Here is a 23,949-nt window from a genome sequence, read left to right on the forward strand (position 1 = left end):
CGCGCGCCGGGGGTCAGCCGACCGGCGCCGCCGGGGTGCCGGTGACCGGGGTCAGGTCGGGGCTCGCCGCGCCGCCCAGGCGTTCGAGGGCCAGCTCCCGGATGCGGAAGCGCTGCAGCTTCCCGGTCGCCGTCGTCGGCAGCTCGTCGAACACGAGGATGTGCCGCGGCCGCTTGAACGCCGCCAGCCCCTCCCGGCAGAAGGCCGCCAGGTCGTCGCCGGTCGTGGCGGCGCCGGGCTGCAGCACGACGCAGGCGACCGGCTTGTCCAGGCCGTCGTCGTCCGGCACCGGGACGACGACCGCCTGGCCGACCGCCGGGTGCGCCCGCAGCCGCTCCTCGACCTCGGTCGGCGAGACCCAGATGCCGCCGGCCTTGATGATGTCGTCGGTGCGGCCCAGCGAGGAGTAGTAGCCGTCGGCGCTGCGCACGTAGGTGTCGCCGGTGCGCACCCACTCGCCCTGGAACACCCGCCGGGTGGTCGCCGTCCGCGACCAGTACCCCGACGCGGCGCTGTCGCCCTTCACCCACAGGTGGCCGGGCGTGCCGTCGGGCACCGGCCGCCCGTCGTCGTCGAGGATCCGCGCCTCGTAGCCGGCCACGATCTCGCCGGTGGCGCCGGCGCGGGTGCGGCCCGGCCGGCCGCTGATGAAGATGTGCAGCATCTCGGTCGAGCCGATGCCGTCGAGCATCTCCACCCCGAACGTCCGCGTGAACCGCTCGAACAGCGCCGCCGGGAACGCCTCCCCGGCCGACACGCAGGCCCGCACCCCCGAGAAGGCGTCGGCCGGCAACCCGGCGGCCAGCAGCGCGGCGTAGTAGGTGGGCCCGGCGAAGAACAGCGTCGGCCGGTGCTCGCGCAGCACCTGCGCGGTCCGGCCCGGGGCGGGCCGCGCCCGGTCCAGCACCGTGCTCGCCCCCACGGAGAACGGGAACGTGAGCGTGTTGCCCAGCCCGTAGGCGAAGAAGAACTTGGCCACCGAGAACGTCACGTCGTCCGGGCCGATCGCCAGCACGTCGCGGGCGTAGGTCTCGGCGGTGTCGCGCAGCGCGCCGTGCCGGTGCATGGCGCCCTTCGGCGTCCCCGTGGTCCCCGACGTGTAGAGCCAGAACGCGGGGGAGTCGGCCACGGTCGGGTACGGCTCGGCCGTCTCCTCGAGCAGGTGCCGGCCCTCCGCCACGAACCGGCCCCACGAGCGCACCCGCGCACCGGGCACCTCGGGCAGGCCGCCGTCGGTGAGGACGACGACGTCGGCCAGGTCGCGGCAGCCGCTCACCGCCGGCGCCAGCTCGGCGAACTCCGAGCTGAGCGCGACCAGCCGGGCGCGGCTGTCGGTGGCCAGCGCCCGGATGTCGTGCGGCTTGAGCATGGTGCTGACCGGCACCGGCACGGCCCCGATGCGCAGGCCCGCGAGGAACGCGGTGAGCAGCTCCGGGGTGTCGCCCATGCACAGCAGCAGGCGTTCCTCGGGGCGGACGCCGGCGGCCACCAGCGCGGCGGCGAACCGGTGGACGGCGTCGTCCAGCTCGGCGTAGCTGAGCGTGCGCACGCTGCCGTCGAGGTCGATCGCGGTGATCGCCCGCCTGTGCGGGGTGGCGCGCGCATGGCGGGTGACCAGCCACTCGGCCGCGTTGAACGGCTCCCCGGCGACCGGGACCGGAGCGGCGACGGGCGGAGCGGTGTCGACGGTGGCCACGGGATGCCCTCTCTCGCGGTCCCGGCGACGATCACGGAGCTCGGGAGCCGACACGCCGGGAGGCGCCGGTGTGCCGCTTCCCGGAGTCCATGATCGTCGGGGGAGACGGTTCAGAAGCGGACGTAGTCGTACTCGACCGGCAGGTTGTTGATCCCGACCGGCGGCGGGGAGATCCAGCCGGCGAACTCGCCCGGCTCGTAGCGGGGCACCATCAGCGCCGCGACGCGGGCGTGGTCCTCGGCCGTGGGCAGCCAGTCGTCGACGTTCGCCTGCCAGGTGGCGTCGTCGAGCACCTCGCCGGTGGGCGAGACGTGGTGCCCGGCGAACGCGCCGACCTTGCGGTTGAAGCCCTGGTGCGGCAGGTAGAGCCGCTGCTCCAGGCCCGCGGCCTCCAGCTCCTTGTTCCACTTCTTCACGCCGGCCCCGCAGTCGGCCGAGTAGTCGCTGCGCAGGTCGTAGTTCAGCGCGGTCAGCATCGGCACGGTGCGGGTCGTGATCCGCCCGTCCTCGACCACCGGGATGTCCATCGTGGCGTCGGTGAGCACGTGGTCGTCCTTGCGCCGGCTCTCCATCCACCGGCCCTTGAGCCCGGCGGTGTAGTAGGCGGCGACGTTGGACGACGTCTCGGAGCCGAACAGGTCCAGCGACACCGAGTAGTGGAAGTTCAGGTACTTCTGGATCACCGACAGCGGGATGCCGCCGCGGTCCCAGATGTCGTCGGTGCCGTGCTCCTTCATCAGCTCGGCGGTCCGCTGCACGGTGCGCTGCACGCCCGTCGTCCCGACGAACATGTGGTGCGCCTCCTCGCGCAGCATGAACGTGCAGGTGCGGGCCAGCGGGTCGAAGCCGCTCTCCTTGAGCGTGCCCAGCTGGTACTTGCCGTCGCGGTCGGTGAAGTAGGTGAACATGAAGAACGACAGCCAGTCGGTCGTCTCCTCGTTGAACGCCCCGAGGATGCGCGGGGAGTCGTAGTCGCCGGAGTTGCGCTTGAGCAGCTCCTCGGCCTCCTCCCGGCCGTCGCGGCCGAAGTAGGCGTGCAGCAGGTAGACCATCGCCCAGAGGTGCCGGCCCTCCTCGACGTTGACCTGGAAGAGGTTGCGCATGTCGTAGAGGGACGGCGCGGTCATGCCCAGGTGCCGCTGCTGCTCGACCGACGCGGGCTCGGTGTCGCCCTGGATGACGATGAGCCGGCGCAGCTCGGAGCGGTACTCGCCGGGCACCTCCTGCCAGGCCGGCTCGCCCTTGTGCTGGCCGAAGCCGATCGTCCGGTCGGGGTCGCGCTCGGCGAGGAAGATGCCCCAGCGGTACTGCTCCATGGGCACCCGGTCGAAGTGCGCCCAGCCGTCGCGGCCCACCTCGATCGCGGTGCGCAGGTAGACGTCGTGCGTGGGGATCGAGGGCCCGAGGTTCCGCCACCAGTCGAGGAACTTCGGCTGCCAGCCCTCCAGCGCCCGCTGCAGCTTGCGGTCGCCGGCCAGGTTGACGTTGTTGGGGATGCGCTCGCTGTAGTCGATGCGCGACGTCGGTCCGGTGGGCGCGGGCGACTCGCCGTGGACGGTGCCGTCGGTGGGGTTGGACTCGGTCGTGGTCATGGGACTCAGACCCGCTTCCTGTCGTAGTCGGCGCGCTTGCCCGTGCCGTAGCGGCGCAGGGCTCCCTCGGGACCGGCGGCGTTGGGCCGCTGGAAGATCCAGTTCTGCCAGGCGGTGAGCCGGCCGAAGACCTTCGTCTCGGGCGTCTCGTGGCCGGCGAAGCGCAGGTTGGCCTCCATGCCGGTCAGGGCGTCGGGGGAGAAGCTGGCCCGCTCCTCGACCACGAGGCGGATCTCGTCCTCCCAGTCGATGTCGTCCGGCGTCCCGGTGACCAGGCCCAGCTCGGCGGCGTCGGCGGCGAGCAGGTCGCGCCCGACGGCGGCCTCGGCGGCGGCCAGCTCGTCGGCGCTGCCGAGGAAGCGCACCTGCAGGCGGGTGAGGTCGTTGCTCATCGGCAGCAGCCCGGTGTTGAACGCGTCGAGCCGGAGCACCGCCGGCAGGGCCGGGTCGTCGTCGTCCTCGAACTGCCCCTCGAGCATGTACTGCCGGTCGGCGGCCAGCGCTATCTCGGCCAGCGTCCCGACGAAGCACGAGCCCGGCTCGATCAGCGCGAACAGGCTGCGCGAGGTGGTGTCCAGCCGCTTGAGCGTGCGCCGGTGGAAGCCGATCGTCTCGTTGACCAGCCAGTCGTCGCGGTGCGCGAGCAGGAACTCGTCGTAGGCGGCCACCGTGGCGCCGTCGCCCTCGGTGCGCAGCAGCCAGGTGCCGATCTCGAGCTCGTTGGTGCGCAGCCGCAGGATCGCGTCGTCGAGCTCCCGGGTGGCGGCGAGCAGCCACGCGGCGTCGCCCTGCCCGTGCAGCTCCTCGACGCTCTCCGGGACGGCGGTCGGGCCCAGCACGGTGACCGTCGCGGTGCCGGCGTCGCGGTCGAGGACGACGCGGACGTGCGGGTAGCGGGTGGTGTCGCCGTCCACCTCGCGGCGCAGCGGGGTGAGCCGGACGCCGGTCGCCCCGGTGCCGGGGCGCGGGGAGCCGGCCGCGGCCTCGGCGGCCCGCCGGGCGATCTCGGCGTCGAAGTCGCGCGCCCTGGCGACGGCGTCGACCAGCCGCCACTCGACCGCGCGCCGGCCGCGCACGCCCTCGGCGGTGGTGGCGAAGACGTCGGCCAGGTCGCGGCGCACCCCGCGCTTGTCGACCACCCGGGTCAGCCCGCCGGTGCCCGGCAGCACGCCGAGCAGCGGCACCTCGGGCAGCGAGACCGCCGAGGAGTTGTCGTCGACCAGCACGATCTGGTCGCAGGCCAGCGCCAGCTCGTACCCCCCGCCGGCGGCCGCGCCGTTGACCGCGGCGATGAACGGCAGCCCCGAGTGCGCGGAGGCGTCCTCGATGCCGTTGCGGGTCTCGTTGGTGAACTTGCAGAAGTTCACCTTCCAGCTGTGCGGGGAGGCGGCCAGCATCTTGATGTTGGCCCCGGCGCAGAACATCCGCTCCTTGCCGCTGGTCACCACGACCGCCCTGACCTCGGGGTGCTCGAAGCGGATCCGCTGGACCGCGTCGTGCAGCTCGATGTCGACGCCGAGGTCGTAGCTGTTCATCTTCAGCTCGTAGCCCGGCACGATCCCGCCGTCCTCGGCGACGTCCAGGGTCAGCGTGGCGATCTCGCCGTCCACCGCCAGCCGCCAGTGCCGGTACCGGTCGGGGGAGGTGTCGAAGGAGACCTCGGGCGGCGCGGCCGGCGCGGCGTCCGCGGCCGGGTCCTCCGTGGTCGTCGACCGGTCGTCGAGGGTGGTCACGGGGCCTCCAGGAGGGTGCGGGCCGGCGTCCTCGCGACCCATGCTGTCGTGCTACACGACGATGTGCAAGCAGTCGTCCGCGTGTAGACAAGTGCTGCAGGTCACTATGGTAGGCGGGGGACCGGCTGAGGAGCAGGCATGGCATCCACGCGGACGACGACGGCCACCGCGCTCACCTGGGTCAAGGACGACGACCCGCGCTGGGACGCCGACCGGCAGCGGGTGTTCGCCGGCGTGCCCGAGGCGGTGTTCCGCTCGTCCGGGCGCACGCCGGGGGAGCGGCTGGCCAGCGACTGGTGGCGGGCCGAGTCCGGCGGCCGGGTCGTCGGCTACGGCTGGCTCGACGACGTCTGGGGCGACGCGGAGATCCTGCTGGCCGTCGAGGAGGGGGCCCGCGGCAGCGGGGTCGGCGGCTTCGTGCTGGCCCGGCTGGAGGAGGAGGCGGCCGCGCGCGGGCTGAACTACGTCGTCAACGTGGTGCGCGAGACCCATCCCGACCGGGCGGCGGTGACCGCCTGGTTCGTCGCGCACGGCTTCCGCGGCACCGAGGACGGGCGGCTGCGCAAGCACGTCGCCGGCCGGCGCCGGGAGCCCGGGCACGAGCCGGCGGACGACCCGCGCCGCGCCCGCTACGAGGCCGAGCGGTCGCGTGCGGCCGGGCGGCGTGGCCCCGACGGTCCGGCCGGCGGGGGAGACCTCGGCCCGGGGCACGAGGAGAGCGGCGGCTACGTCGACCCCGAGCACCACCGCTTCTGACCACCGAGAGGGCCATCTCGGTGGTCAGCCCACGCCGAGCAGGGCGCGGGCGACGGAGCTGTCGCGGCGGAACTCCGTCGTGGGGGAGCGGTGCACCACCCTGCCCTTGTCCATGACTGCGATCTCGTCGGCCACCGCGAAGGCCAGGTGCAGGTTTTGCTCCACCACCAGCAGCGTGACGCCCTCGGCCTTCATGTCGCCGATGACCTCGCCGATCCGGTCCACCAGCGAGGGCGCCAGCCCGTCGGAGGGCTCGTCCATGAGGATCAGCCGCGGGTTGGTCAGCAGGGCGCGGGCGATGGCGAGCATCTGCTGCTCCCCGCCGGAGAGCTGGCCGGCGGCGTGCCGCAGCCGCTCGCCGAGCCGCGGCAGCAGCGCCAGCACCCGGTCGACGTCCCACGGGCCCCGCCCGCGACCGCGGCGGGCGGCGAGCGCCAGGTGCTCGGTCACGGTCAGCGGCGCCCACACCCGCCGGCCCTGCGGCACCAGCGACACCCCCGCCCGGGCCACCACGTCGGGACGGCGGCCGGTGAGGTCGCGGCCGTCGACCACGACCTGCCCCGCGCCGGCGTGCACCAGGCCCATGACGGTGTTCACCAGCGTCGTCTTGCCCACCCCGTTGCGCCCGAGCAGGCCCAGCACCCGCCCGTCGACGAGGTCGAGGTCGACGCCCTGCAGCACGCTGCTGCGCCCGTAGCCCGAGCGCAGCCCGCGGACCTCCAGCACTCAGCCCACCTCCAGCTGCGCCGGGCCGGTGTCGTCGAGGAACAGCGCACCCCGGTCGGTGCCGAGGTAGGCCTCCTGCACCGCGTCGCTGCGGCGGACCTCGTCCGGGGTGCCGGTGACCAGCACCCGCCCCAGGTGCAGCACGGTCATCGACCCGGCCAGGGCGAACACCACGTCCAAGTCGTGCTCGACGATGACCAGGGTCACCGAGCCCGGCAACCCGCGCAGCAGCGCGACCAGGCGGGCGCTCTCCGCCGGCGACATGCCCGCCGCCGGCTCGTCGAGCAGCAGCAGGCGCGGCTCGCAGGCCAGCGCGACGGCGACCTCCACCTGCCGCCGCTCGCCGTGGGAGAGCGCGGCGACCGGCACGTCGGCCCGCGCCTCCAGGCCGACGTCGGCGAGCAGCTCCCGGGCGCGGTCGCGGGCGGCGCGCTGCCGGCGGGGGACGAGCGCGTGCCGCGACCCGTGCCGGCGCTGCGCGGCCAGCAGCACGTTCTGCAGCACCGTCTGGGTGGGGAAGAGGCTCGAGTGCTGCATCGTGCGGCTGATCCCCAGGCGGGCGCGCTGCGGCTCCGAGCGGCCGGTGATGTCGGCGCCGGCGAAGCGCAGCGTCCCCGCCGAGACCGGCAGGGTGCCGGCGACCAGCTGGAACAGCGTGCTCTTGCCGGCGCCGTTGGGGCCGATCAGCGCGTGCCGGGCGCCGGCCGGCACGTCGAGCGTGACGTCGTCTACCGCGCGCAGCGCCCCGAAGGAGCGGCTCACCCCCTGCAGCGACAGCAGCGGCTCGGTCACGCCGTCCTCCCGCGGTTCCGGGTCAGCAGGCCGGCGAGCCCGGCGACCCCCCGGGGCAGCACGTAGACGGCGAGGACGAAGACGATCCCGAGCACCAGCGGCCCGTGGCCCTCCAGGGTGGGGCCGAGGGCGTCGCGCACCAGGACGACGACCGCCGCGCCCAGCACCGGCCCCCACAGCGAGCCCGCGCCGCCGAGGATGACGGCGAGCAGGGCGAGGGCGCCGGTGGTGAACCCGGCCTCCGCCGGGGTGACGAGCCGCACGAGGGTGGCGTACATCCCGCCGGCCATCCCGGCGAACCCGCCGGCCAGCACGAAGGCGCCGAACTTGTACCAGAACGGCGAGTAGCCCAGGGAGCGCATGCGGGGCTCGTTGTCGCGGATGCCGCGCAGCACGGCGCCGAACGGCGACGCGGCGATCAGCCACAGCAGGCCGGCGCCCACGCAGAACAGCGCGAGCAGGTACCAGTAGACGTAGCCGGCGAGCACCACCGGCTCCCCGCCGAGGCGCACCGCCGGGATGCCGAAGAGCCCGTTGGAGCCGCCGGTGACCCCGTCGAGCCGGGTGGCCACCTGGAACGCCAGCTCGCCGATGGCCAGGGTGAGCATCAGGAAGAACACGCCGGAGCTGCGCACCGCCAGCCACCCGGTGGCCGCCGCGGCGACCGCGCCGGCCAGCGCGGCGAGCACCACGGGCACGGGTCCGGCGGCGGTCCAGTGGATCGCCACCAGGCCGGCCGTGTAGGCGCCGACCCCGAAGTACGCGGCGTGCCCCAGGGACGGCAGCCCGGTGACGCCGACCAGCAGGTCGAGGCTGACGGCGAACAGCGCGAACACCAGGATCCGGCCGAGCACGGTGGTGCCGAACGGGTCGACGAACAACGGGACGGCGGCGAGCGCCAGCAGCACCGCGAGGGCCGGGACGCCGGTGAGCAGCCGGCGCCGCGGCCGCTCCGGACCCGCCCGGGGGGTGATGCCCGGCGCGTCGGTCGCGGTGGCCGGGTCGACCGAGGCGCTCACGTGCCGGCCAGCTTCCGCGGGCCGAACAGCCCGCGCGGGCGGACGACGAGCACCACGGCGAGCGTGCCGAAGAGGATGAACGAGGACACGTCGGGCAGCAGCGCCCGGCCCAGCGACTCGACCTGCCCGATGAGCATCGCGCCGACGAACGCGCCCTTGACCGAGCCCAGGCCGCCGATGACCACGACGACCAGGGCGAGGATGAGGATCGTGTCGTCCAGCCCCGGGCGGGCGCCGTAGACGGGCGCGCCCAGGACGCCGGCCAGCGTGGCCAGCATCGACCCGGTGCCCAGGACGGCGACCTTGACCTTGCGGTTGTCGATGCCCATCGCCGAGACCATCTCCCGGTCGGCGACGCTGGCCCGCACCAGCGCGCCCACCGAGGTCCGCTCGACCACCAGCCAGACGACGACGGCCAGCACCACGCCGATCCCGATCAGCAGCAGCCGGTACGTCGGGTAGGCGTTGCCTGCCACCGGCACGCTGCCGTCGAGCCCCGGCGGGGCGCCCACGCTCAGCGCGTCGTTGCCGTACACGATCGACAGCACCTCGGCGACGATCAGCGACACGCCCAGGGTGAGCAGCGCCTGGTCGAGGATCGGCCGGCGGGCCAGGGGCTCGGTCATGGCCGACAGCCCCGCGCCGGCGAGCAGCCCCACGACGGCGGCCAGGCCCAGCGCGCCCAGGAAGGCGCCCCACGTGGCCCCGTCGCCGAGCAGGTCCCAGGCGAGGTAGGCGCCGACCAGGTAGAGCGCCCCGTGGGCCAGGTTGAGCACGTCCATCATCCCGAAGACGACGGACAGCCCCAGGGCCAGGATGAACAGCAGCGACCCGATCGCGAAGCCGTTGAGGACGCTGACCAGGTTGGCGTCCAGCCAGCCGACCACGGGCGCTCAGGCCCCCGGCTGCGCGTACACGCCGAGCTCCTCGACCACGCTGTTGATCAGCGTGCCGCCGTCGTCGGTGACCTCCCGCAGGTAGACCGCCTGCTCGGGCGACTGCCCGGTGAAGCTCCACGGCCCGCGCGGGCTGTTCTCGATCTCGCCCAGCCCGTCGAGCGCCGCGGAGATCGCGTCGCCGCTGAGGTCCTCGGCGTCGGGGAGCGCCTGGTCGAGCACGTTCGCGGTGTCGAAGGTGGTCATCGCGAACACCGTCGGCAGCTCGCCGTAGGCCTCCTCGTACGCCTGCACGAACTCCGCGTTGGCGTCGTTCTCGATCTCGGTCGAGTAGTGCAGCGTCGTCTGGACGCCGACGGCGGACTCCCCCTGCTCCTCGAGCACGCTGCCCTCGGTGAGGAAGCCGGAGCCGTACAGCGGGACGGTGTCCTTGAGGCCGAACGAGTCGTACTGCTGCACGAAGCTGACCGCCTCGCCGCCGGAGTAGAAGACGAAGGTGGCCGCCGCCCCGGAGGACTGGATGCCGGAGAGGAAGGGCTGGAAGTCCTGCGTGGTGCCGAACGGGGTCAGCGCCTGCCCGGCGACGGTGCCCCCGCCGGCCTCGTACGCCTCGGTGAAGCCGGCCACGACCTCCTGGCCGGCGGCGTAGTCGGGGGCCATGACGTAGACCGGGCCGACCCCCTCGGCGGCGAGGTGCTCGCCCATCGCGGCGGCGATCTGCGCGTTGGTGAACGAGGTGCGCCACACGTAGGGGGACGCGGCGTCGGCGGTGATCGCGCCGGCGCCCGCGTTGGCCACCACCAGGACCTTCTGCGCCTCCGCGAACTGCTCGGCCGCGCCCAGCGCCGTCGCCGAGTTGACGATGCCGACGACGACGTCGACCTGATCCTGCTGCAGCAGGCGCTGCACCGCGGGGACGCCGGTGTCGGGGCCCTCGCCCTCGTCGGCGACGACGGTCTCGACCTCGTAGCCGCCGAGGGTGCCGTCGTTCTGCTCCAGCCAGAGGTCCCAGCCGTTCTGCATGTCCACGCCGAGCGGCGTGTAGACGCCCGCCTGCGGGATCACCAGGCCGACCCGGACGGTGCCCCCGCCGCCGTCGTCCGCGCCCCCGCCCCCGCCGCCCCCGTCGTCACCGCCGAGGCTCCCGCCGCCGCAGGCGGCGACGGCCAGGGTGAGCACGCCGGTGCCGGCGGCGGCGAGGAGGCGGCGCCGGGACGAGGAGGTCAACGCCATCGCAGAGCTCCCGCGGGTCGAGTCCGACGTGCTACTGACGTGCGCCGGGCGTTGACGCATGCTGTAGAAGTCGGATCGGGTGTGTCAAGGGTCACAGTCCCGCGGCCGGTTTCGTTACCGAGTCGATGCCCCTCGCGGGTGGCGCTCCGTCGCGGACGGCGGGGACGGGAGGTCCGGGTGCCACGATGGACGCCGTGAACCCCGCGCCGGCCGAGGCCTTCGAGGACGTCGAGCCGGGCCCCGCCCGCCGTGAGCTGGGCGCCGGCAGCGCCCGCAGCCTGCTGCTCACGGTGCTCGGCGAGTTCGTGCTGCCCTCGGCCCAGCCGGTGTGGACGGCGACCCTCCTCGAGCTGCTCGGCGAGCTGGACGTCGCGGAGAAGGCCGGCCGGCAGGCGATCATGCGCACCGCCGACTCCGGCTGGATCGAGGCCCGGCGGTTCGGCCGCGAGACGCGCTGGGGGCTGACGCCGTCCGGGGTCGCGCTGCTGCGCGAGGGGACCGAGCGGATCTACGGCTTCGCCGCGCCGGAGCCGCCGTGGGACGGCCGGTGGCTGGTGCTCAGCGTCGGCGTGCCGGAGAACAACCGCGCGCTGCGGCAGCGGCTGCGCACCCGCCTCGGCTGGGTCGGCCTGGGCTCGCCGCGCCCGGGGACGTGGGTGACCCCGCGGGTCGACCGGGAGGCGGCGGCGCGCACCGTGCTCGAGGAGCTGGGCCTGCTGGCGGGCAGCTGGTCGTTCGTGGCCACCGCCGGGGCCGTGGGCGACGAGCGCTCGCTGGTGCGGGCCGCGTGGGAGCTCGACGCGGTGGAGGAGCGCTACGAGGACTTCCTCGAGCTGGTCGGCCGCCGCCGCCCCCGCACCGACCGGCAGGCCCTGCTCGCCCAGATCCGGCTCGTGCAGGAGTGGCGCCGCTTCCCGCTGCTCGACCCGGGCCTGCCGCGTGAGCTGCTGCCGCCGCGCTGGAGCGGCCACCGCGCCGCCGAGGTCTTCCGCGAGCGGCACGCGGCCTGGGCCCCGCGCGCCCGGGCCGCCTGGGCCGCGCTCAGCCGCGCCCGCTGACGGCCGCGGGCGCGCGGGCCGGCACCACGACCAGGGCGACCCCGAGCGCGGTCGCGGCGATGCCGACCAGGGAGACCGGCGGCAGGCGCTCGCCGAAGACCAGGTACGCCTCGACCGCCGTCGCCGGGGGCACCAGGTAGTACAGGCTCGACACGCTCGCGGCGGTGCCGCGGCGCAGCAGCACGAGCAGCAGGAGCACCGCGCCGATCGACAGGACGACCACCAGCCAGACGAACGCGGCCACGAACTCGCCGGTCCAGCGGATGCGCAGGTCCTCGGTGGCCAGCGCGACCGCCAGCAGCAGCACCGCGGAGGCGGCGTACTGCACCGCCGTACCCCACAGCAGCGGCACGGCCTCGCCGTGGCGCTTCTGGTAGACGGTGCCGTACGTGCCGGCCGCCAGCGCGACGAGGCAGCCGACCAGGCCGGCCACCGGCAGCGGGCCGACCGGTCCGGCGGCCGCCAGGCCGGGGACGACGACGAGCCCGACGCCGACCAGCCCGAGGGCCAGCCCGGCCCACTGCCGCGCCGTGGGCCGCTCGCCGAGCACCCGGGCCGCGAGCACGGCGACCAGCACCGGCTGGAGGCTCACGACGACCGCGGACACGCCGGCGGGGACCCCGATCGAGATCGCGTAGAAGACGCCGCCGAGGTAGCCGGCGTGCAGCAGCACCCCGGCGACCGCCGCGTGCCCGTACTGCCGGCCGCGCGGCCGGGCCGAGCGCAGCGCGGCGGCCACGCCGGCCAGCAGCAGCGCGGCCACCGCCAGCCGCACGCCGAGGAAGGTGAACGGCTCGGCGTAGGGCAGCCCGTACTTGGCCCCGATGAAGCCGGTGCTCCAGAGCAGCACGAACAGGGCGGGCGCCCCGAGCCGCTGCAGCGCGCTCACGGGGTCCAGCGGGCGTGGCGGGTGCGCGGCTCCCCGCGCCGGATCAGCTCCAGCCGCGGCCGGGGCCCGTCGCTGCGGCCGGTCTGCGGGCGCCGGCTGCCCGCCCGGAACGGCGCGGGCCAGGTGACGCCGGGTCCCGACCACCCCTGCTCCGCGGCGGCGTGCAGGGTCCACTGGGGGTCGTACAGGTGCGGCCGGCCCAGCGCGCACAGGTCGGCCCGCCCCGCGAGCAGGATCGAGTTGACGTCGTCGTAGCTGGAGATCGCGCCGACGGCGATCACCGCGACGCCGTGCTCGCGGCCCACCTCGTTGCGGATCCGGTCGGCGTAGGGGGTCTGGTAGCTGCGGCCGAACGCGGGGCGCTCCTCCTTGACCACCTGGCCGGTGGAGACGTCGATGCCGTCGGCGCCGTGCTCGGCGAACGCCCGGGCCACCGCGACGGCGTCGTCCACGTCGGTGCCGCCCTCGCACCAGTCGGTGGCCGAGATCCGCACGGTCATCGGCCGCCCGGCCGGCCACACCTCGCGGACGGCGTCGAAGACCTCCAGCGGGTAGCGCAGCCGGTTCACCAGCGGCCCGCCGTAGCGGTCGGTGCGCCGGTTGGACAGCGGCGAGATGAACGACGACAGCAGGTAGCCGTGCGCGCAGTGCAGCTCCAGCACGTCGAAGCCCGCCCGCGCCGCCGCCCGGGCGTTGGCCGCGAACTGCTCGCGGATCGCGGCGAGCTCGGCCTCGGAGAGCTCCCGGGGCACCTGGTTGGCCGGGGAGTAGGGGATCGGCGACGGGCCGACCACCTCCCAGTTCCCCTCGGGCAGCGGCTCGTCGATGCCCTCCCACATCCGCTTGGTCGAGCCCTTGCGCCCCGAGTGGCCGAGCTGGACGCCGATGGCCGCGTCGCTGTGCTGGTGCACGAAGTCGACGACCCGCGTCCAGGCCCGCTCCTGCTCCTCGGTGTACAGGCCGGTGCAGCCGAGGCTGATCCGCGCCTCGGGGGAGACGCAGACCATCTCGGTCATCACCAGCCCGGCGCCGCCGAGGGCCTTGCTGCCCAGGTGCACGAGGTGGAAGTCGGTGGGCAGCCCGTCCTCGCCGGAGTACATGTCCATGGCCGAGACGACGACGCGGTTCTTCAGCTCCAGCTGCCCGAGCCGGAACGAGTGGAACATCGGCGGCCGCGGCGTCGCCGGCACGGGCTGGGTGCGGGCGAACCAGGCGTCGACGCCGGCGACGAACTCGGGGTCGCGCAGCCGCAGGTTCTCGTGGGTGACCCGCCGGCTGCGGGTGACGATGTTGAACGCGAACTGCTCGGGGTCCTGGTGGACGTAGTGCCCGATGTCCTCGAACCACTGCATGCTCGCCTTGGCCGCGCGCTGGGTGGAGAGCACCACCGGCCGCCGCTCCTCCTCGTAGGCGGTGAGCGCGGTGTCCAGGTCGGGCTGCTCGTGCAGGCAGGCGGCCAGGGCGAGCGCGTCCTCCATGGCCAGCTTGGTGCCCGAGCCGATGGAGAAGTGGGCGGTGTGCGCGGCGTCGCCGATCAGCACGAGGTTGCCGTGCCGCCAGGTGCGGTTGGACAGCGACAGGAAGTTCAGCCACCTGGAGTTGTTGGCGAACACCCGGTGGCCGTCGAGGACGTCGGCGAACAGCTGCCGGACCAGCTCGATGGACTTCTCGTCGCTCTCGCCGGGCGCGAGGTCGAGCGCGGCGACGTCGCCGAACGCGCGCTGCCAGACGCGCTCGTGCATCTCGACGATGAACGTGCTGCCGGTGCGGTCGTAGGGGTAGCCGTGGATCTGCACGACCCCGTGCGGGGTCTCCTGCACGTAGAACTTGAAGGCGTCGAAGACCAGGTCGGTGCCCAGCCACATGTACTTGCTGTGCCGGGTCTCCAGCGTGGGGCCGAAGACGTCGGCGTAGCGGGCGCGCACCCGGGAGTTGGCGCCGTCCGCGGCGAGGACCAGGTCGTGGGTCGCCCGCAGCCGCTCGACGTCGGGCGCCTCGGCGCGGAAGTGCACGGTCACGCCGAGCTCGGCGCAGCGGCGCTGCAGGATGCCGAGCAGCTCCTTGCGGCTCATCGCGGCGAAGCCGTGCCCGCCGGAGGTGGTCACCGTGCCGCGGAAGTGGACGTCGATGTCGTCCCAGCGCGCGAAGTGCTTCTCCATCTCGCGGTGGACCACCGGGTCGGCGTGCTCGATGCCGCCGAGGGTCTCGTCGGAGAAGACCACGCCGAAGCCGAAGGTGTCGTCGGGGGCGTTGCGCTCCCACACGGTCACCTCGTGCGACGGGTCCAGCTGCTGCACCAGGGCGGAGAAGTAGAGCCCGCCGGGGCCGCCGCCGATCACCGCGATGCGCATGCCCTGTCCTCGTCCGCTCAGCGCAGCTTGTAGCGCTGCAGCTTGCCGGTGTTGGTGCGCGGCAGCTCGTCGACGAACTCGACCAGCCGCGGGCGCTTGTACGGGGCGATGACCTCCTTGACGAACGCCTGGAGCTCCTCGGCGGTCACCTCGCGGGTGCGCCCGGGGTTGAGCACGACGAACGCCTTGACCACCGTGCCGCGGTCGGGGTCGGGCGCACCGACGACGGCGCACTCGACGACCTCCGGGTGGCCCAGCAGCGCCTGCTCGACCTCCGGCCCGGCGATGTTGTAGCCGGCCGAGACGATCATGTCGTCGGTGCGCGCCCGGTAGCGGAAGTACCCGTCGGCGTCCCGGACGTAGGTGTCGCCGGTGTAGTTCCAGCCGTGCCGGACGTACTCGGTCTGCCGGTCGCCGCCGAGGTAGCGGCAGCCGGTGGGCCCGCGGACGGCGAGGTGCCCGTCGGTGCCGTCGGGCACCGGGTTGCCGTCGTCGTCGAGCACCGCCGCCGTGTAGCCGGGCACGGCGCGGCCGGTGCAGCCGGGCCGGATGTCGTCGTCGGCCGCGGCGATGAAGATGTGCAGCATCTCGGTGGCGCCGATGCCGTCGATGATCCGGACGCCGGTCGCCTCGTGCACGGCCCGCCACACCGCCTCGGGCAGCGTCTCGCCGGCCGACACCGCCCGCCGCAGCCCGGACAGGCGACCGGCCCAGCCGCCGGCGAGCAGCGCCTTGTACATCGTGGGCGCGGTGGACAGCACGGTGACGCCGTGCGCCGCCACCGCCTCGGCCAGCTGCTCGGGGGTGGCCTTCTCGAGCAGCAGCACGCTCGCGCCCACGCGCAGCGGGAAGACCACCAGCCCGCCCAGGCCGTAGGTGAACGCGATCGGCGGGGTGCCGGAGAAGACGTCGTCCGGCCGGGGGCGCAGCACGTGCGCGGAGAAGGTGTCGGCGATGGCCAGCACGTCGCGGTGGAAGTGCATGGTGGCCTTCGGGCGGCCGGTGGTGCCGGAGGTGAACGCCAGCAGCGCCACGTCGTCGGCGGCGGTGTCGACGGGGCGGGCGCCGGTCGGCTTCACCTGGGCCCGGGCGACCAGGTCGTCGGGGCCGTCGCCGCCGAAGGCGACGGTGGTCAGGCCGGGGACGGCGGCGCGGTCGAGGTCGGCGCGCAGGCGGGCGTCGCAGAGCGCCACGGCGGGGCGGCTGATCTCGGCGACGGTGGCCAGCTCGCCGGCCCGCAGGAGGGGCATCGTCGTCACCGCCACCGCTCCGGCCCGCAGGACGGCGAACCAGCAGGCGACCAGCCACGGCTCGTTGAACCCGCGCAGCAGCACGCGGGTGCCGGGGACGACGCCGAGGTCGTCGACCAGCACGGCGGCGATCCGCTCGGCGTGCGCGCGCAGCTCGCCGTAGCTCCAGACGACGCCGTCCGGGGTGCGCAGGCACGGCCGGTCGGCGCCGAGCCGGTCGATGGTCGCGTCGAGCAGCTCGGCGGCGCAGTTGACCCGGGGGCCGTAGTCGAGGTCGCCGAGGTCGAGCACCGGCCACTGCTCGGGCGGCGGCAGGGAGTCGCGGCAGAAGGTGTCGACGTGCGCCGACGGCGTCAGGGTGGCGGGGGTGAGGGTCATCGGGGGCCTCCCGGCAGCGGTCGCCGGCGCGGCGGTGGGCCGGCGCACCCTCGGGCCAGTATGCCGCTGTCCTGACGGGAGTCAACGGGACGCCATGGACCGCCTATCGTGACCGGCGTGACGGTCACCGAGGAGGCGGCCGCCGGGGCCGGCCTGCAGCCGCGGCAGCTGATCGTGACGCTGTACGGGCTGTGGGCCCGGCAGCGCGGGGGCTGGCTGTCGGTGGCGTCGATCGTGCGGCTGATGGCCGACCTCGGGGTCGACGAGCCCGCCGTCCGCTCGTCGATCTCCCGGCTCAAGCGGCGCGGCCTGCTCGTGGCCCGCCCGGTGGCCGGCGTCGCGGGGTACGCGCTGTCCGACGACGCGCTGGAGCTGCTCGCCGAGGGCGACGCCCGCATCTTCGGCCGCCGCCGGGCCGAGGTCGCCGACGGGTGGCTGACCGTCGTCTTCTCGGTGCCGGAGTCGGAGCGCGACCAGCGGCACCGGCTGCGCGCGGAGCTGACCCGGCTCGGGTGCGGCACGGTGGCCCCCGGCGCGTGGATCGCCCCCGGCCACCTCGCCGACGAGGTGACCGAGGTGCTGCACCGGCGGGGGCTCGACGGCTACGCCGAGCTGTTCGCCGGCCGGCACGTCGGCTCCGGCGACCTCGCCGCGAAGGTGGCCCGGTGGTGGGACCTCGACGCGCTGCAGGCCCGGTACGCGGAGTTCCTCGAGCGGCAGGAGCCCGTGCGGCGGCGGTGGACCGCGGGGACGGCCTTCGCCGACCACGTCCGGCTGGTCACCGACTGGCGCCGGCTGCCCTACGCCGACCCCGGCCTGCCGCTGGCGCTGCTGCCGACGAACTGGAACGGCGCGCGGGCGGCGGAGCTGTTCGCCGAGCTGAGCGCCGTCCTCGCCGCCCCCGCGGGGGACCACGTCACCGCCGTCCTCGGCCGAGACCGGGCTCCCGGTACCGAAAGCCCGGTCGGAGAGGGGGCTCTCGGTACCGGAAGCCCCTAGTCGGGGAGGACGGCGGTGCCCTGGACCTCGACCAGCGCCTCGTCGTCCCACAGCCGGGCCACGCCGATCCCGGCCATCGCCGGGTACTCGCGGCCGACCAGCCGCCGCCACACCGCGCCGATCTCGCCGGCGTGCGCGCGGTAGTCGGCGAGGTCGACCGCGTAGACGGTGAGCGAGACGAGGTGCGCCGGCTCGCCGCCGGCGGCGCGCAGGGCGGTGAGCAGGTTGCCCAGCGCCCGCTCGAACTGGGCGACGACGCCGTCGCCGACGATCCGGCCCTCGGCGTCCATCGCCGTCTGCCCGGCCAGGAACACCGTGCGGCCGGGCCCGGCGACGACGGCGTGCGAGAAGCCCGCCGGCCTCGCCAGCTCGGGCGGGTCCACCCGCTCGCTCACGACTGCACCGCCCCTCCGTCGACGTCGATGCCCTGCCCGGTGATCGCCGCGTTCGCCACGCACAGCAGCACGGCGTCGGCGACCTCCTCCGGCGTGACCAGCCGGCCGATGGGCTGCTTGCGCGTCAGCGCCTCGCGCGCCTGCTCCGCCGTCCGGCCGGTGGTCGCGCTGATCGTCTCGACCGTGCGGTCGGTCATCGGGGTGTCGACGTAGCCCGGGCAGACGGCGTTGACCGTGACGCCGGTGCGGGCGACCTCGGCCGCGGCCGAGCGGACCAGCCCGAGCAGGCCGTGCTTGGCCGCGGTGTAGGCGGCCACGTACGGGTCGCCGCGCTTGGCCGCGATCGAGGCGACCGCGACGACCCGGCCCCAGCCCTGGTCGACCATCGGCGGCAGCGCCCGCCGCAGCAGGCGGAACGGCGCGGTGAGGTTCACCTCGAGCATCCGCTGCCAGTCGGCGTCGGTGGTGCGCGCCAGCGGCGCGGAGTGCCCGGTCCCGGCGTTGAGCACCAGCACCTCCACCGGCCCGCCCCACTCGCGCTCGACCCGGCCGAGGACGTCGTCGGCGGCGGCGGGCTCGGTGAGGTCGGCGGGGACGACGAGGGCGGGGCCCGGCAGCCCGGCGGCCACCGCGGCGAGCTCGTCGGCGCTGCGGGCGGTGAGGGCCACCGCGTGCCCCTCGGCCGCCAGCCGCCGGGCGACCGCGGCGCCGATGCCGCGCCCCGCGCCGGTCACCAGGCAGCGGCGGGCGGGCATGCGGCGGAGGTTGCCACCCCTCCGTTACGACCGTCAACATGACGACATACCGCCACGACGGAGGGTGCCAGCATGCGGCTCGAGGAGTTCACCGACGTCCGCTACGCCGTGGAGGAGGACAACCACGCGGTCATCACCATCGACCGGCAGGAGCGGATGAACTCCTTCCGCGGGCGCACCGTCGACGAGCTGATCGCGGCGTTCAAGCACGCCTGGGCCGACCGGCGGGTGGCGGCGGTCATCCTCACCGCGACGGGGGAGCGGGCCTTCTGCACCGGCGGCGACGTCAAGGAGCGCGCCGAGACCGGAGGCTACGGCGAGACCGAGTGGGGCACGTTCGAGATCGAGCGGCTGCACCGGATCATCCGCGACATCCCGAAGCCGGTGATCGCCGCGGTGAACGGCATCGCGATCGGCGGCGGGCACGTGCTGCACGTGCTCTGCGACCTGACGGTGGCGGCCGAGCACGCCACCTTCGCCCAGGCCGGCCCGCGGGTCGGCTCCTTCGACGCCGGCTTCGGCACCGCGTACCTCGCGCGGGTGGTGGGGGAGAAGCGCGCGCGGCAGATCTGGTTCCTGCTCGACCGGTACGACGCGGCCACCGCCGAGCGGTGGGGGCTGGTCAACGCCGTCGTCCCCCAGGAGGAGCTGCTCGACACCGCGCGCGAGTGGGCGCGCAAGATCGGCTCCTACTCGCCGACGGCGATCCGCTTCCTCAAGCACTCGTTCAACGCCGACACCGACCACCAGAGCGGGATCTCGCACCTGGCCTTCGACGGGCTGGAGCAGTTCGTGCACAGCGAGGAGGGGATGGAGGGGGCGCGGGCGTTCGCCGAGAAGCGGCCCCCCGACTTCCGCCCGTTCCGCTGAGGCAGGATCGGGGCCGTGCTCGACGGACACGTGCTGGTGGACGCGCACGTGCACGTGCCGGTGCTGCCATCGCTGGCGCCGGCGTGGGTGGAGTGGGCGCGCCGGTTCGGCCGCCCGGGCGTGCTGGAGGAGATCTGGCGCCCCGACGGCACGCCCGACCCGGCGGCGCTGGACCGCCACTTCGCCGCCGAGGGCGTCGACGTCGCCCTGCTGTTCTGCGAGTACAGCCCCAAGGCCACCGGCTACCAGCTCTTCGAGGACCTGCTGCCGCTGGTGGAGCAGAACCCGCGGCGGTTCCGGCCGGTGGCCAACGTCAACCCGCACCTGCACTTCCCGATCGCGAAGGAGCTGATCCGCCAGCTCGACCTCGGCGCGGCCGCGCTGAAGCTGCACCCGGTGCACGGCGGCTTCCGGGCCGACGACGCCGCGCTGTACCCGGCCTACGCGGTGCTGGTCGAGCGCGGCGTGCCGCTGGTGGTGCACTGCGGCACGAGCAGCTTCCCGGGCTCGACCAACGCCAACGCCGACCCGCAGACGCTCGACGCCGTCCTGCGCGACTTCCCCGACCTGCAGGTGGTGCTCGCCCACGGCGGCCGCGGCTGGTGGTACGACGCCGCCGCCTTTCTCGCGCTGTCCCGGCCCAACGTGTGGATCGAGCTCTCCGGCCTGCCGCCGAAGCGGCTGCCCGAGTACTACGCCCGCTTCGACCTCGCCCGGCTGGCGCGCCGGTTCATCTACGGCACCGACTGGCCCGGCGTCCCCGGTCAGGCGGCCAACGCCCGCGCCGTCGCCGGCCTCGGCATCCCCGACGACGTCGTCCCGCTCGTGCTCGGGCGGAACGCGCTGCACGTCTACGCCGGCCTGGCCCCCGATCCCGGGTCCGGCACGCCGAGCTGAAAGATGTGGGCACCGACGGGGAGACGAGGGAGTCGATGACGGGAGTGGCGGGCCGACCGGTGCTGGGCGGGGTCGAGGAGACCGTCCTCGGGGCCGCTGACCTGTTCGCCGCGGCCGCGTTCCTCAGCGTGCTCGGCATGCAGGTCGGCGCGGCGCCGACCCTCGACGAGCACGCGGCGCGGGAGCTCTACGGCCTGCACGGGCCGGCGCGGCAGCTGCGGCTGACCACGCCGGGGACCGCCGGCTCGGTGCGCCTGGTGGAGACCCCGCACGCCGCCAAGCCCTTCCAGCCGCTGATGGCGGGACCGTACGGCCTCGACGTCTACACGACCGACGTCGAGCTGAGCACCGGCCTGGCCCGCGCGACCGGCGCGTACGCCACGGACCTGGTCCGCTACGACGTCCGCGGCGACGTCCTGCAGTCGCGGGAGCCGCAGTTCGAGACCCGCTACGTCGGGCCGGACGCGCTGTCGGTCTACGTCAGCGACCTCGCCGCCTGCGGTCACCGCTTCCCCACCGTCCTCGACCGCGAGCCCGACCGCCTGCATTCCCAGGTCAACATGCTGGTCTGGGTGGTCGAGGACCTCGACGCGGCCCGCCGCTTCTGGACGGAGGAGGCCGGGCTGGAGGTGGTGGTCGACCGCTTCGAGGGCGAGGAGGGCATGGTCGACCTCATGGCGCACCCGTACGAGACGCCGCTGCGGGTGGTCAACGTCGCCGACGGTGCCCGGACCCGGCGCATCGAGTTCATGCAGTACCCCGAGGCCCGGGTGGGCCGGCGGCCGAACTGGCCGCTGCACGGCGGGCTGCACGCGGCCGGCTTCCGCGTCGACGACCTCGACCGGGCCGTGGCGGCGCTGCCGTCCGCGGACTTCCGGAGCCCGGTCGTCGTCGACGGGAGACGGGCCGTCGCGGCCGAGGCGCCCGGGGGCGCGCGCTTCGAGCTCTGGGAGCGGACCGCCGGCTGACCGCCGCCGGGCGCCGGGCCCACCTGCACCGGAGGCCCGAGCCGGACGAATCGTCGCCGCGCCGTGGAACCATCGGACGGCGGGACCGTGCGGTGGCGAGGGGGTGCGGGTGCGCGAGGCCGGGGCCGGGTCGGTGCTGGAGGCGACGCTCGAGCGGATCATCTTCGCCAATCCGCAGACCGGCTACACCGTGGCCCGGGTCGACACCGGGCGGGGCGGCGACCTGGTGACCGTCGTCGGTGCGCTGCTGGGCGCGCAGCCGGGGGAGACGCTGCGCCTGCGCGGCCGGTGGGGGTCGCATCCGCAGTACGGCCGGCAGTTCCACGTCGAGGACTACACCACCGTGCTCCCGGCGACCGTCCAGGGCGTGCGCCGCTACCTGGGGTCGGGGCTGATCAAGGGCATCGGCCCCAAGCTGGCCGAGCGGATCGTCGACCACTTCGGCGTCGACGCGCTGCGGGTGATCGAGGAGGAGCCGGGCCGGCTGGCCGAGGTGCCGAGCCTCGGGCCCAAGCGCACCCGGCTCATCTGCGCCGCCTGGGAGCAGCAGCGGGCCATCAAGGAGGTGATGGTCTTCCTGCAGGGGGTGGGCGTCTCCACCTCCCTGGCCGTGCGCATCTACAAGCAGTACGGCGACGCCTCGATCGGCGTGGTCCGCGCCGAGCCCTACCGGCTGGCGTCGGAGGTGTGGGGGATCGGGTTCAAGACCGCCGACACGATCGCCGCCGCGGTCGGCATCCCGCACGACAGCCCCGAGCGGATCGAGGCGGGCCTGCAGTTCGTCCTGTCCGAGGCGACCGGGGAGGGCCACTGCTTCCTGCCCGAGACGGAGCTGGTGGCCCGGGCGGTCGACGTCCTGCAGGTCCCGGCCCGCCTCGTCGTCCCGTGCCTGGCCGTCCTGGTCGCCGAGGAGGGCGTCGTCCGCGAGGTGGTCCACGTCGAGGACGACGAGCCCGGGATCTACCTGGTGCCGTTCCACCGGGCGGAGGTCTCGCTCGCCGCCGGCCTGCGGGCGCTGGCGACCGCGGCCGACGACCGCATGCCGGCCTTCGCCGGCGTGGACTGGGGCGCCGCGTTCGCCTGGCTGCGCACGCGCACCGGCGCCGACCTGGCGCCGGAGCAGGAGCAGGCGGTGCGGCTGGCGCTCACCGAGAAGGTCGCCGTCCTCACGGGCGGGCCCGGCTGCGGCAAGAGCTTCACCGTCCGCTCGATCGTCACCCTCGCCGCGGCCAAGGGGGCCCGCATCGTGCTCGCCGCCCCCACCGGCCGCGCGGCCAAGCGGCTCACCGAGCTCAGCGGGGTCGAGGCGGTCACGGTGCACCGGCTGCTGGAGCTCCGGCCCGGTGGCGAGGCCGCCTACGACCGCGACCGGCCGCTGCAGGCCGACCTGGTCGTCGTCGACGAGTCCTCCATGCTGGACCTGCTGCTGGCCAACAAGCTGGTCAAGGCGATCCCGCCGGGCGCGCACCTGCTGCTCGTCGGCGACGTCGACCAGCTGCCCTCGGTCGGCGCCGGCGAGGTGCTGCGCGACCTGCTCGCCGAGGGCACGCCGATCCCGCACGTGCGGCTGACGCAGGTGTTCCGGCAGGCCAGCCGCTCCGGGGTGGTCACCAACGCCCACCGGATCAACGCCGGCTCGTTCCCGCAGGTCCGCGGGCTCGACGACTTCTTCCTGTTCAGCACCGACGACGCCGAGGAGGCCGCCCGGCTCACCGTCGACGTCGCCGTGCGCCGCATCCCGGCCCGCTTCGGCCTCGACCCCCGGCGCGACGTCCAGGTGCTGACGCCGATGCACCGCGGCCCGGCCGGGGCGGGCGCGCTCAACACCCTGCTGCAGGAGGCGCTCACCCCGGCGCGTGCCGACCGCGCGGACAAGCGCTTCGGCGGGCGGGTGTTCCGGGTCGGCGACAAGGTCACGCAGATCCGCAACAACTACGACAAGGGGCGCAACGGCGTCTTCAACGGCACCCAGGGCGTGGTCACCGCCGTCGACCCCGTGGAGCAGACCCTCACCGTGGTCACCGACGAGGACGAGGCCGTCGACTACGACTTCGCCGAGCTCGACGAGCTGGTGCACGCCTACGCCGTCACCGTGCACCGCTCCCAGGGCAGCGAGTACCCCTGCGTCGTCGTCCCGCTGACCACGAGCGCGTGGATGATGCTGCAGCGCAACCTGCTCTACACCGCGGTGACCCGCGCCAAGAAGCTCGTCGTCCTGGTCGGGTCGTCCCGGGCGCTGGGCCAGGCCGTGCGCGCCACCGGCTCCGGGCGCCGGCACACCGCCCTCGCCCGTCGGCTGCGCGCCGGCGCCCCCGGCGCCCGCGGCGCCGCCGTCGCCGGCGAGCCCGTCGCCGTCTGAGGCGGCGCGCCCCCCGGGCGGCTTTACGCCGACGGCGAACATCGCCCCCCTCCACCACGGGCCGAGCCGCCCCGACCTGGGCTTCCGCCCTGCGGCCCGTGCCGCCCGGGGCGCGTGTGACCAGAGTTGTCAGCACCCCTTCGTAGATTCCGGGTCGACAGCTTCCCCATGTCGAAGGAGTTACCGATCATGGCCGTTTCGGGCCTGAAGACGCGCAAGCCGACCGGTCGGGTGCCGTGGCCGTGCATCCTGCTGGAGGGCGAGGAGAAGGCGGGCAAGAGCTGGGCGCTGGCGGAGTTCTCCGCCAGCGACCGGATCGGCGCGCTGTACTGGATCG

Annotated in this window: 20 protein-coding genes; 7 read left to right on the forward strand and 13 right to left on the reverse strand. The window is 74.7% G+C overall.

Annotated features, from left to right (window positions below):
- Nucleotides 1–13: 13 nt before the first annotated feature.
- The 3 genes from ACI78S_RS21900 to boxC form a co-directional block, all read right to left on the reverse strand.
- Complete coding sequence (locus ACI78S_RS21900; protein WP_456977087.1) at nucleotides 14–1,696, reverse strand: benzoate-CoA ligase family protein; 1,683 nt, start codon at nucleotides 1,694–1,696, stop codon at nucleotides 14–16.
- Nucleotides 1,697–1,806: 110 nt separating this feature from the next.
- Nucleotides 1,807–3,288, reverse strand: a complete 1,482-nt coding sequence (gene boxB / locus ACI78S_RS21905; RefSeq protein WP_456977088.1) for a benzoyl-CoA 2,3-epoxidase subunit BoxB — start codon at nucleotides 3,286–3,288, stop codon at nucleotides 1,807–1,809.
- A gap of 5 nt (nucleotides 3,289–3,293) precedes the next feature.
- On the reverse strand, nucleotides 3,294–5,021 hold the full coding sequence (boxC, locus tag ACI78S_RS21910) for a 2,3-epoxybenzoyl-CoA dihydrolase (RefSeq protein WP_456977089.1): 1,728 nt from the start codon (nucleotides 5,019–5,021) through the stop codon (nucleotides 3,294–3,296).
- Between the two features lie 138 nt (nucleotides 5,022–5,159).
- Between boxC and ACI78S_RS21915 the strand changes: the two genes are divergently transcribed.
- Nucleotides 5,160–5,777, forward strand: a complete 618-nt coding sequence (locus ACI78S_RS21915) for a GNAT family N-acetyltransferase (protein WP_456977090.1) — start codon at nucleotides 5,160–5,162, stop codon at nucleotides 5,775–5,777.
- Between the two features lie 24 nt (nucleotides 5,778–5,801).
- Here ACI78S_RS21915 and ACI78S_RS21920 read toward each other — a convergent pair whose 3' ends face one another.
- The 5 genes from ACI78S_RS21920 to ACI78S_RS21940 are packed head-to-tail and all read right to left on the reverse strand — an operon-like array spanning nucleotide 5,802 to nucleotide 10,443.
- Entirely contained in the window at nucleotides 5,802–6,503 is a 702-nt protein-coding gene (locus tag ACI78S_RS21920) for an ABC transporter ATP-binding protein (RefSeq protein WP_456977091.1), read from the reverse strand.
- The gene (locus tag ACI78S_RS21925; protein WP_456977092.1) at nucleotides 6,504–7,295 is read right to left on the reverse strand and encodes an ABC transporter ATP-binding protein; all 792 of its coding nucleotides are present in this window, start codon (nucleotides 7,293–7,295) and stop codon (nucleotides 6,504–6,506) included. It lies immediately after the preceding gene.
- The gene (locus ACI78S_RS21930) at nucleotides 7,292–8,314 is read right to left on the reverse strand and encodes a branched-chain amino acid ABC transporter permease (RefSeq protein WP_456977093.1); all 1,023 of its coding nucleotides are present in this window, start codon (nucleotides 8,312–8,314) and stop codon (nucleotides 7,292–7,294) included. Before ACI78S_RS21930 ends, ACI78S_RS21925 begins: the two co-directional genes overlap by 4 nt.
- Nucleotides 8,311–9,201, reverse strand: a complete 891-nt coding sequence (locus ACI78S_RS21935; RefSeq protein WP_456977094.1) for a branched-chain amino acid ABC transporter permease — start codon at nucleotides 9,199–9,201, stop codon at nucleotides 8,311–8,313. The genes ACI78S_RS21930 and ACI78S_RS21935 overlap by 4 nt, the downstream gene beginning before the upstream one ends.
- Before the next feature lie 6 nt (nucleotides 9,202–9,207).
- Nucleotides 9,208–10,443, reverse strand: a complete 1,236-nt coding sequence (locus ACI78S_RS21940) for an ABC transporter substrate-binding protein (RefSeq protein ID WP_456977095.1) — start codon at nucleotides 10,441–10,443, stop codon at nucleotides 9,208–9,210.
- Between the two features lie 194 nt (nucleotides 10,444–10,637).
- On the opposite strand from ACI78S_RS21940, the gene ACI78S_RS21945 reads away from it, so the two are divergent.
- Nucleotides 10,638–11,501 carry a PaaX family transcriptional regulator gene (locus ACI78S_RS21945; protein WP_456977096.1) on the forward strand — a complete coding sequence of 288 codons (864 nt, stop codon included), beginning with the start codon at nucleotides 10,638–10,640 and terminating at the stop codon, nucleotides 11,499–11,501.
- Here ACI78S_RS21945 and ACI78S_RS21950 read toward each other — a convergent pair.
- The 3 genes from ACI78S_RS21950 to ACI78S_RS21960 are packed head-to-tail and all read right to left on the reverse strand — an operon-like array spanning nucleotide 11,485 to nucleotide 16,369.
- The gene (locus tag ACI78S_RS21950) at nucleotides 11,485–12,390 is read right to left on the reverse strand and encodes a DMT family transporter (RefSeq protein ID WP_456977097.1); all 906 of its coding nucleotides are present in this window, start codon (nucleotides 12,388–12,390) and stop codon (nucleotides 11,485–11,487) included. The two genes, ACI78S_RS21945 and ACI78S_RS21950, sit on opposite strands and share 17 nt — an antisense overlap.
- A complete protein-coding gene (locus tag ACI78S_RS21955; protein ID WP_456977098.1) occupies nucleotides 12,387–14,741 on the reverse strand; it encodes a bifunctional salicylyl-CoA 5-hydroxylase/oxidoreductase in 2,355 nt (784 codons plus the stop codon). Before ACI78S_RS21955 ends, ACI78S_RS21950 begins: the two co-directional genes overlap by 4 nt.
- A 17-nt stretch (nucleotides 14,742–14,758) precedes the next feature.
- Nucleotides 14,759–16,369, reverse strand: coding sequence for an AMP-binding protein (locus ACI78S_RS21960; protein WP_456977099.1), 1,611 nt, complete (start codon nucleotides 16,367–16,369; stop codon nucleotides 14,759–14,761).
- Nucleotides 16,370–16,486: 117 nt separating this feature from the next.
- Here ACI78S_RS21960 and ACI78S_RS21965 point away from each other — a divergent pair, with 117 nt between their 5' ends.
- Nucleotides 16,487–17,368: a PaaX family transcriptional regulator gene (locus tag ACI78S_RS21965; protein ID WP_456977100.1), complete on the forward strand. Its 882-nt coding sequence runs from the start codon at nucleotides 16,487–16,489 to the stop codon at nucleotides 17,366–17,368.
- On the opposite strand, the gene ACI78S_RS21970 is transcribed toward ACI78S_RS21965, so the two are convergent.
- Together ACI78S_RS21970 and ACI78S_RS21975 are read right to left on the reverse strand one after the other, a co-directional pair.
- Nucleotides 17,365–17,763 carry a RidA family protein gene (locus ACI78S_RS21970; RefSeq protein ID WP_456977101.1) on the reverse strand — a complete coding sequence of 133 codons (399 nt, stop codon included), beginning with the start codon at nucleotides 17,761–17,763 and terminating at the stop codon, nucleotides 17,365–17,367. The genes ACI78S_RS21965 and ACI78S_RS21970 overlap by 4 nt on opposite strands.
- Nucleotides 17,760–18,518, reverse strand: coding sequence for an SDR family NAD(P)-dependent oxidoreductase (locus tag ACI78S_RS21975; RefSeq protein WP_456977102.1), 759 nt, complete (start codon nucleotides 18,516–18,518; stop codon nucleotides 17,760–17,762). Before ACI78S_RS21975 ends, ACI78S_RS21970 begins: the two co-directional genes overlap by 4 nt.
- A gap of 72 nt (nucleotides 18,519–18,590) precedes the next feature.
- On the opposite strand from ACI78S_RS21975, the gene ACI78S_RS21980 reads away from it, so the two are divergent.
- The 4 genes from ACI78S_RS21980 to recD2 all read left to right on the forward strand — a co-directional run bounded on the left by ACI78S_RS21980 (nucleotide 18,591) and on the right by recD2 (nucleotide 23,612).
- Nucleotides 18,591–19,388 carry an enoyl-CoA hydratase-related protein gene (locus ACI78S_RS21980; protein ID WP_456977103.1) on the forward strand — a complete coding sequence of 266 codons (798 nt, stop codon included), beginning with the start codon at nucleotides 18,591–18,593 and terminating at the stop codon, nucleotides 19,386–19,388.
- Between the two features lie 15 nt (nucleotides 19,389–19,403).
- Nucleotides 19,404–20,285: an amidohydrolase family protein gene (locus ACI78S_RS21985; RefSeq protein WP_456977104.1), complete on the forward strand. Its 882-nt coding sequence runs from the start codon at nucleotides 19,404–19,406 to the stop codon at nucleotides 20,283–20,285.
- A gap of 35 nt (nucleotides 20,286–20,320) precedes the next feature.
- Entirely contained in the window at nucleotides 20,321–21,253 is a 933-nt protein-coding gene (locus ACI78S_RS21990; protein ID WP_456977105.1) for a VOC family protein, read from the forward strand.
- Nucleotides 21,254–21,362: 109 nt separating this feature from the next.
- A complete protein-coding gene (gene recD2, locus ACI78S_RS21995; RefSeq protein WP_456977106.1) occupies nucleotides 21,363–23,612 on the forward strand; it encodes an SF1B family DNA helicase RecD2 in 2,250 nt (749 codons plus the stop codon).
- The last annotated feature ends 337 nt before the right edge of the window (nucleotides 23,613–23,949 follow it).

This window comes from Geodermatophilus sp. SYSU D00815 (assembly GCF_054050035.1).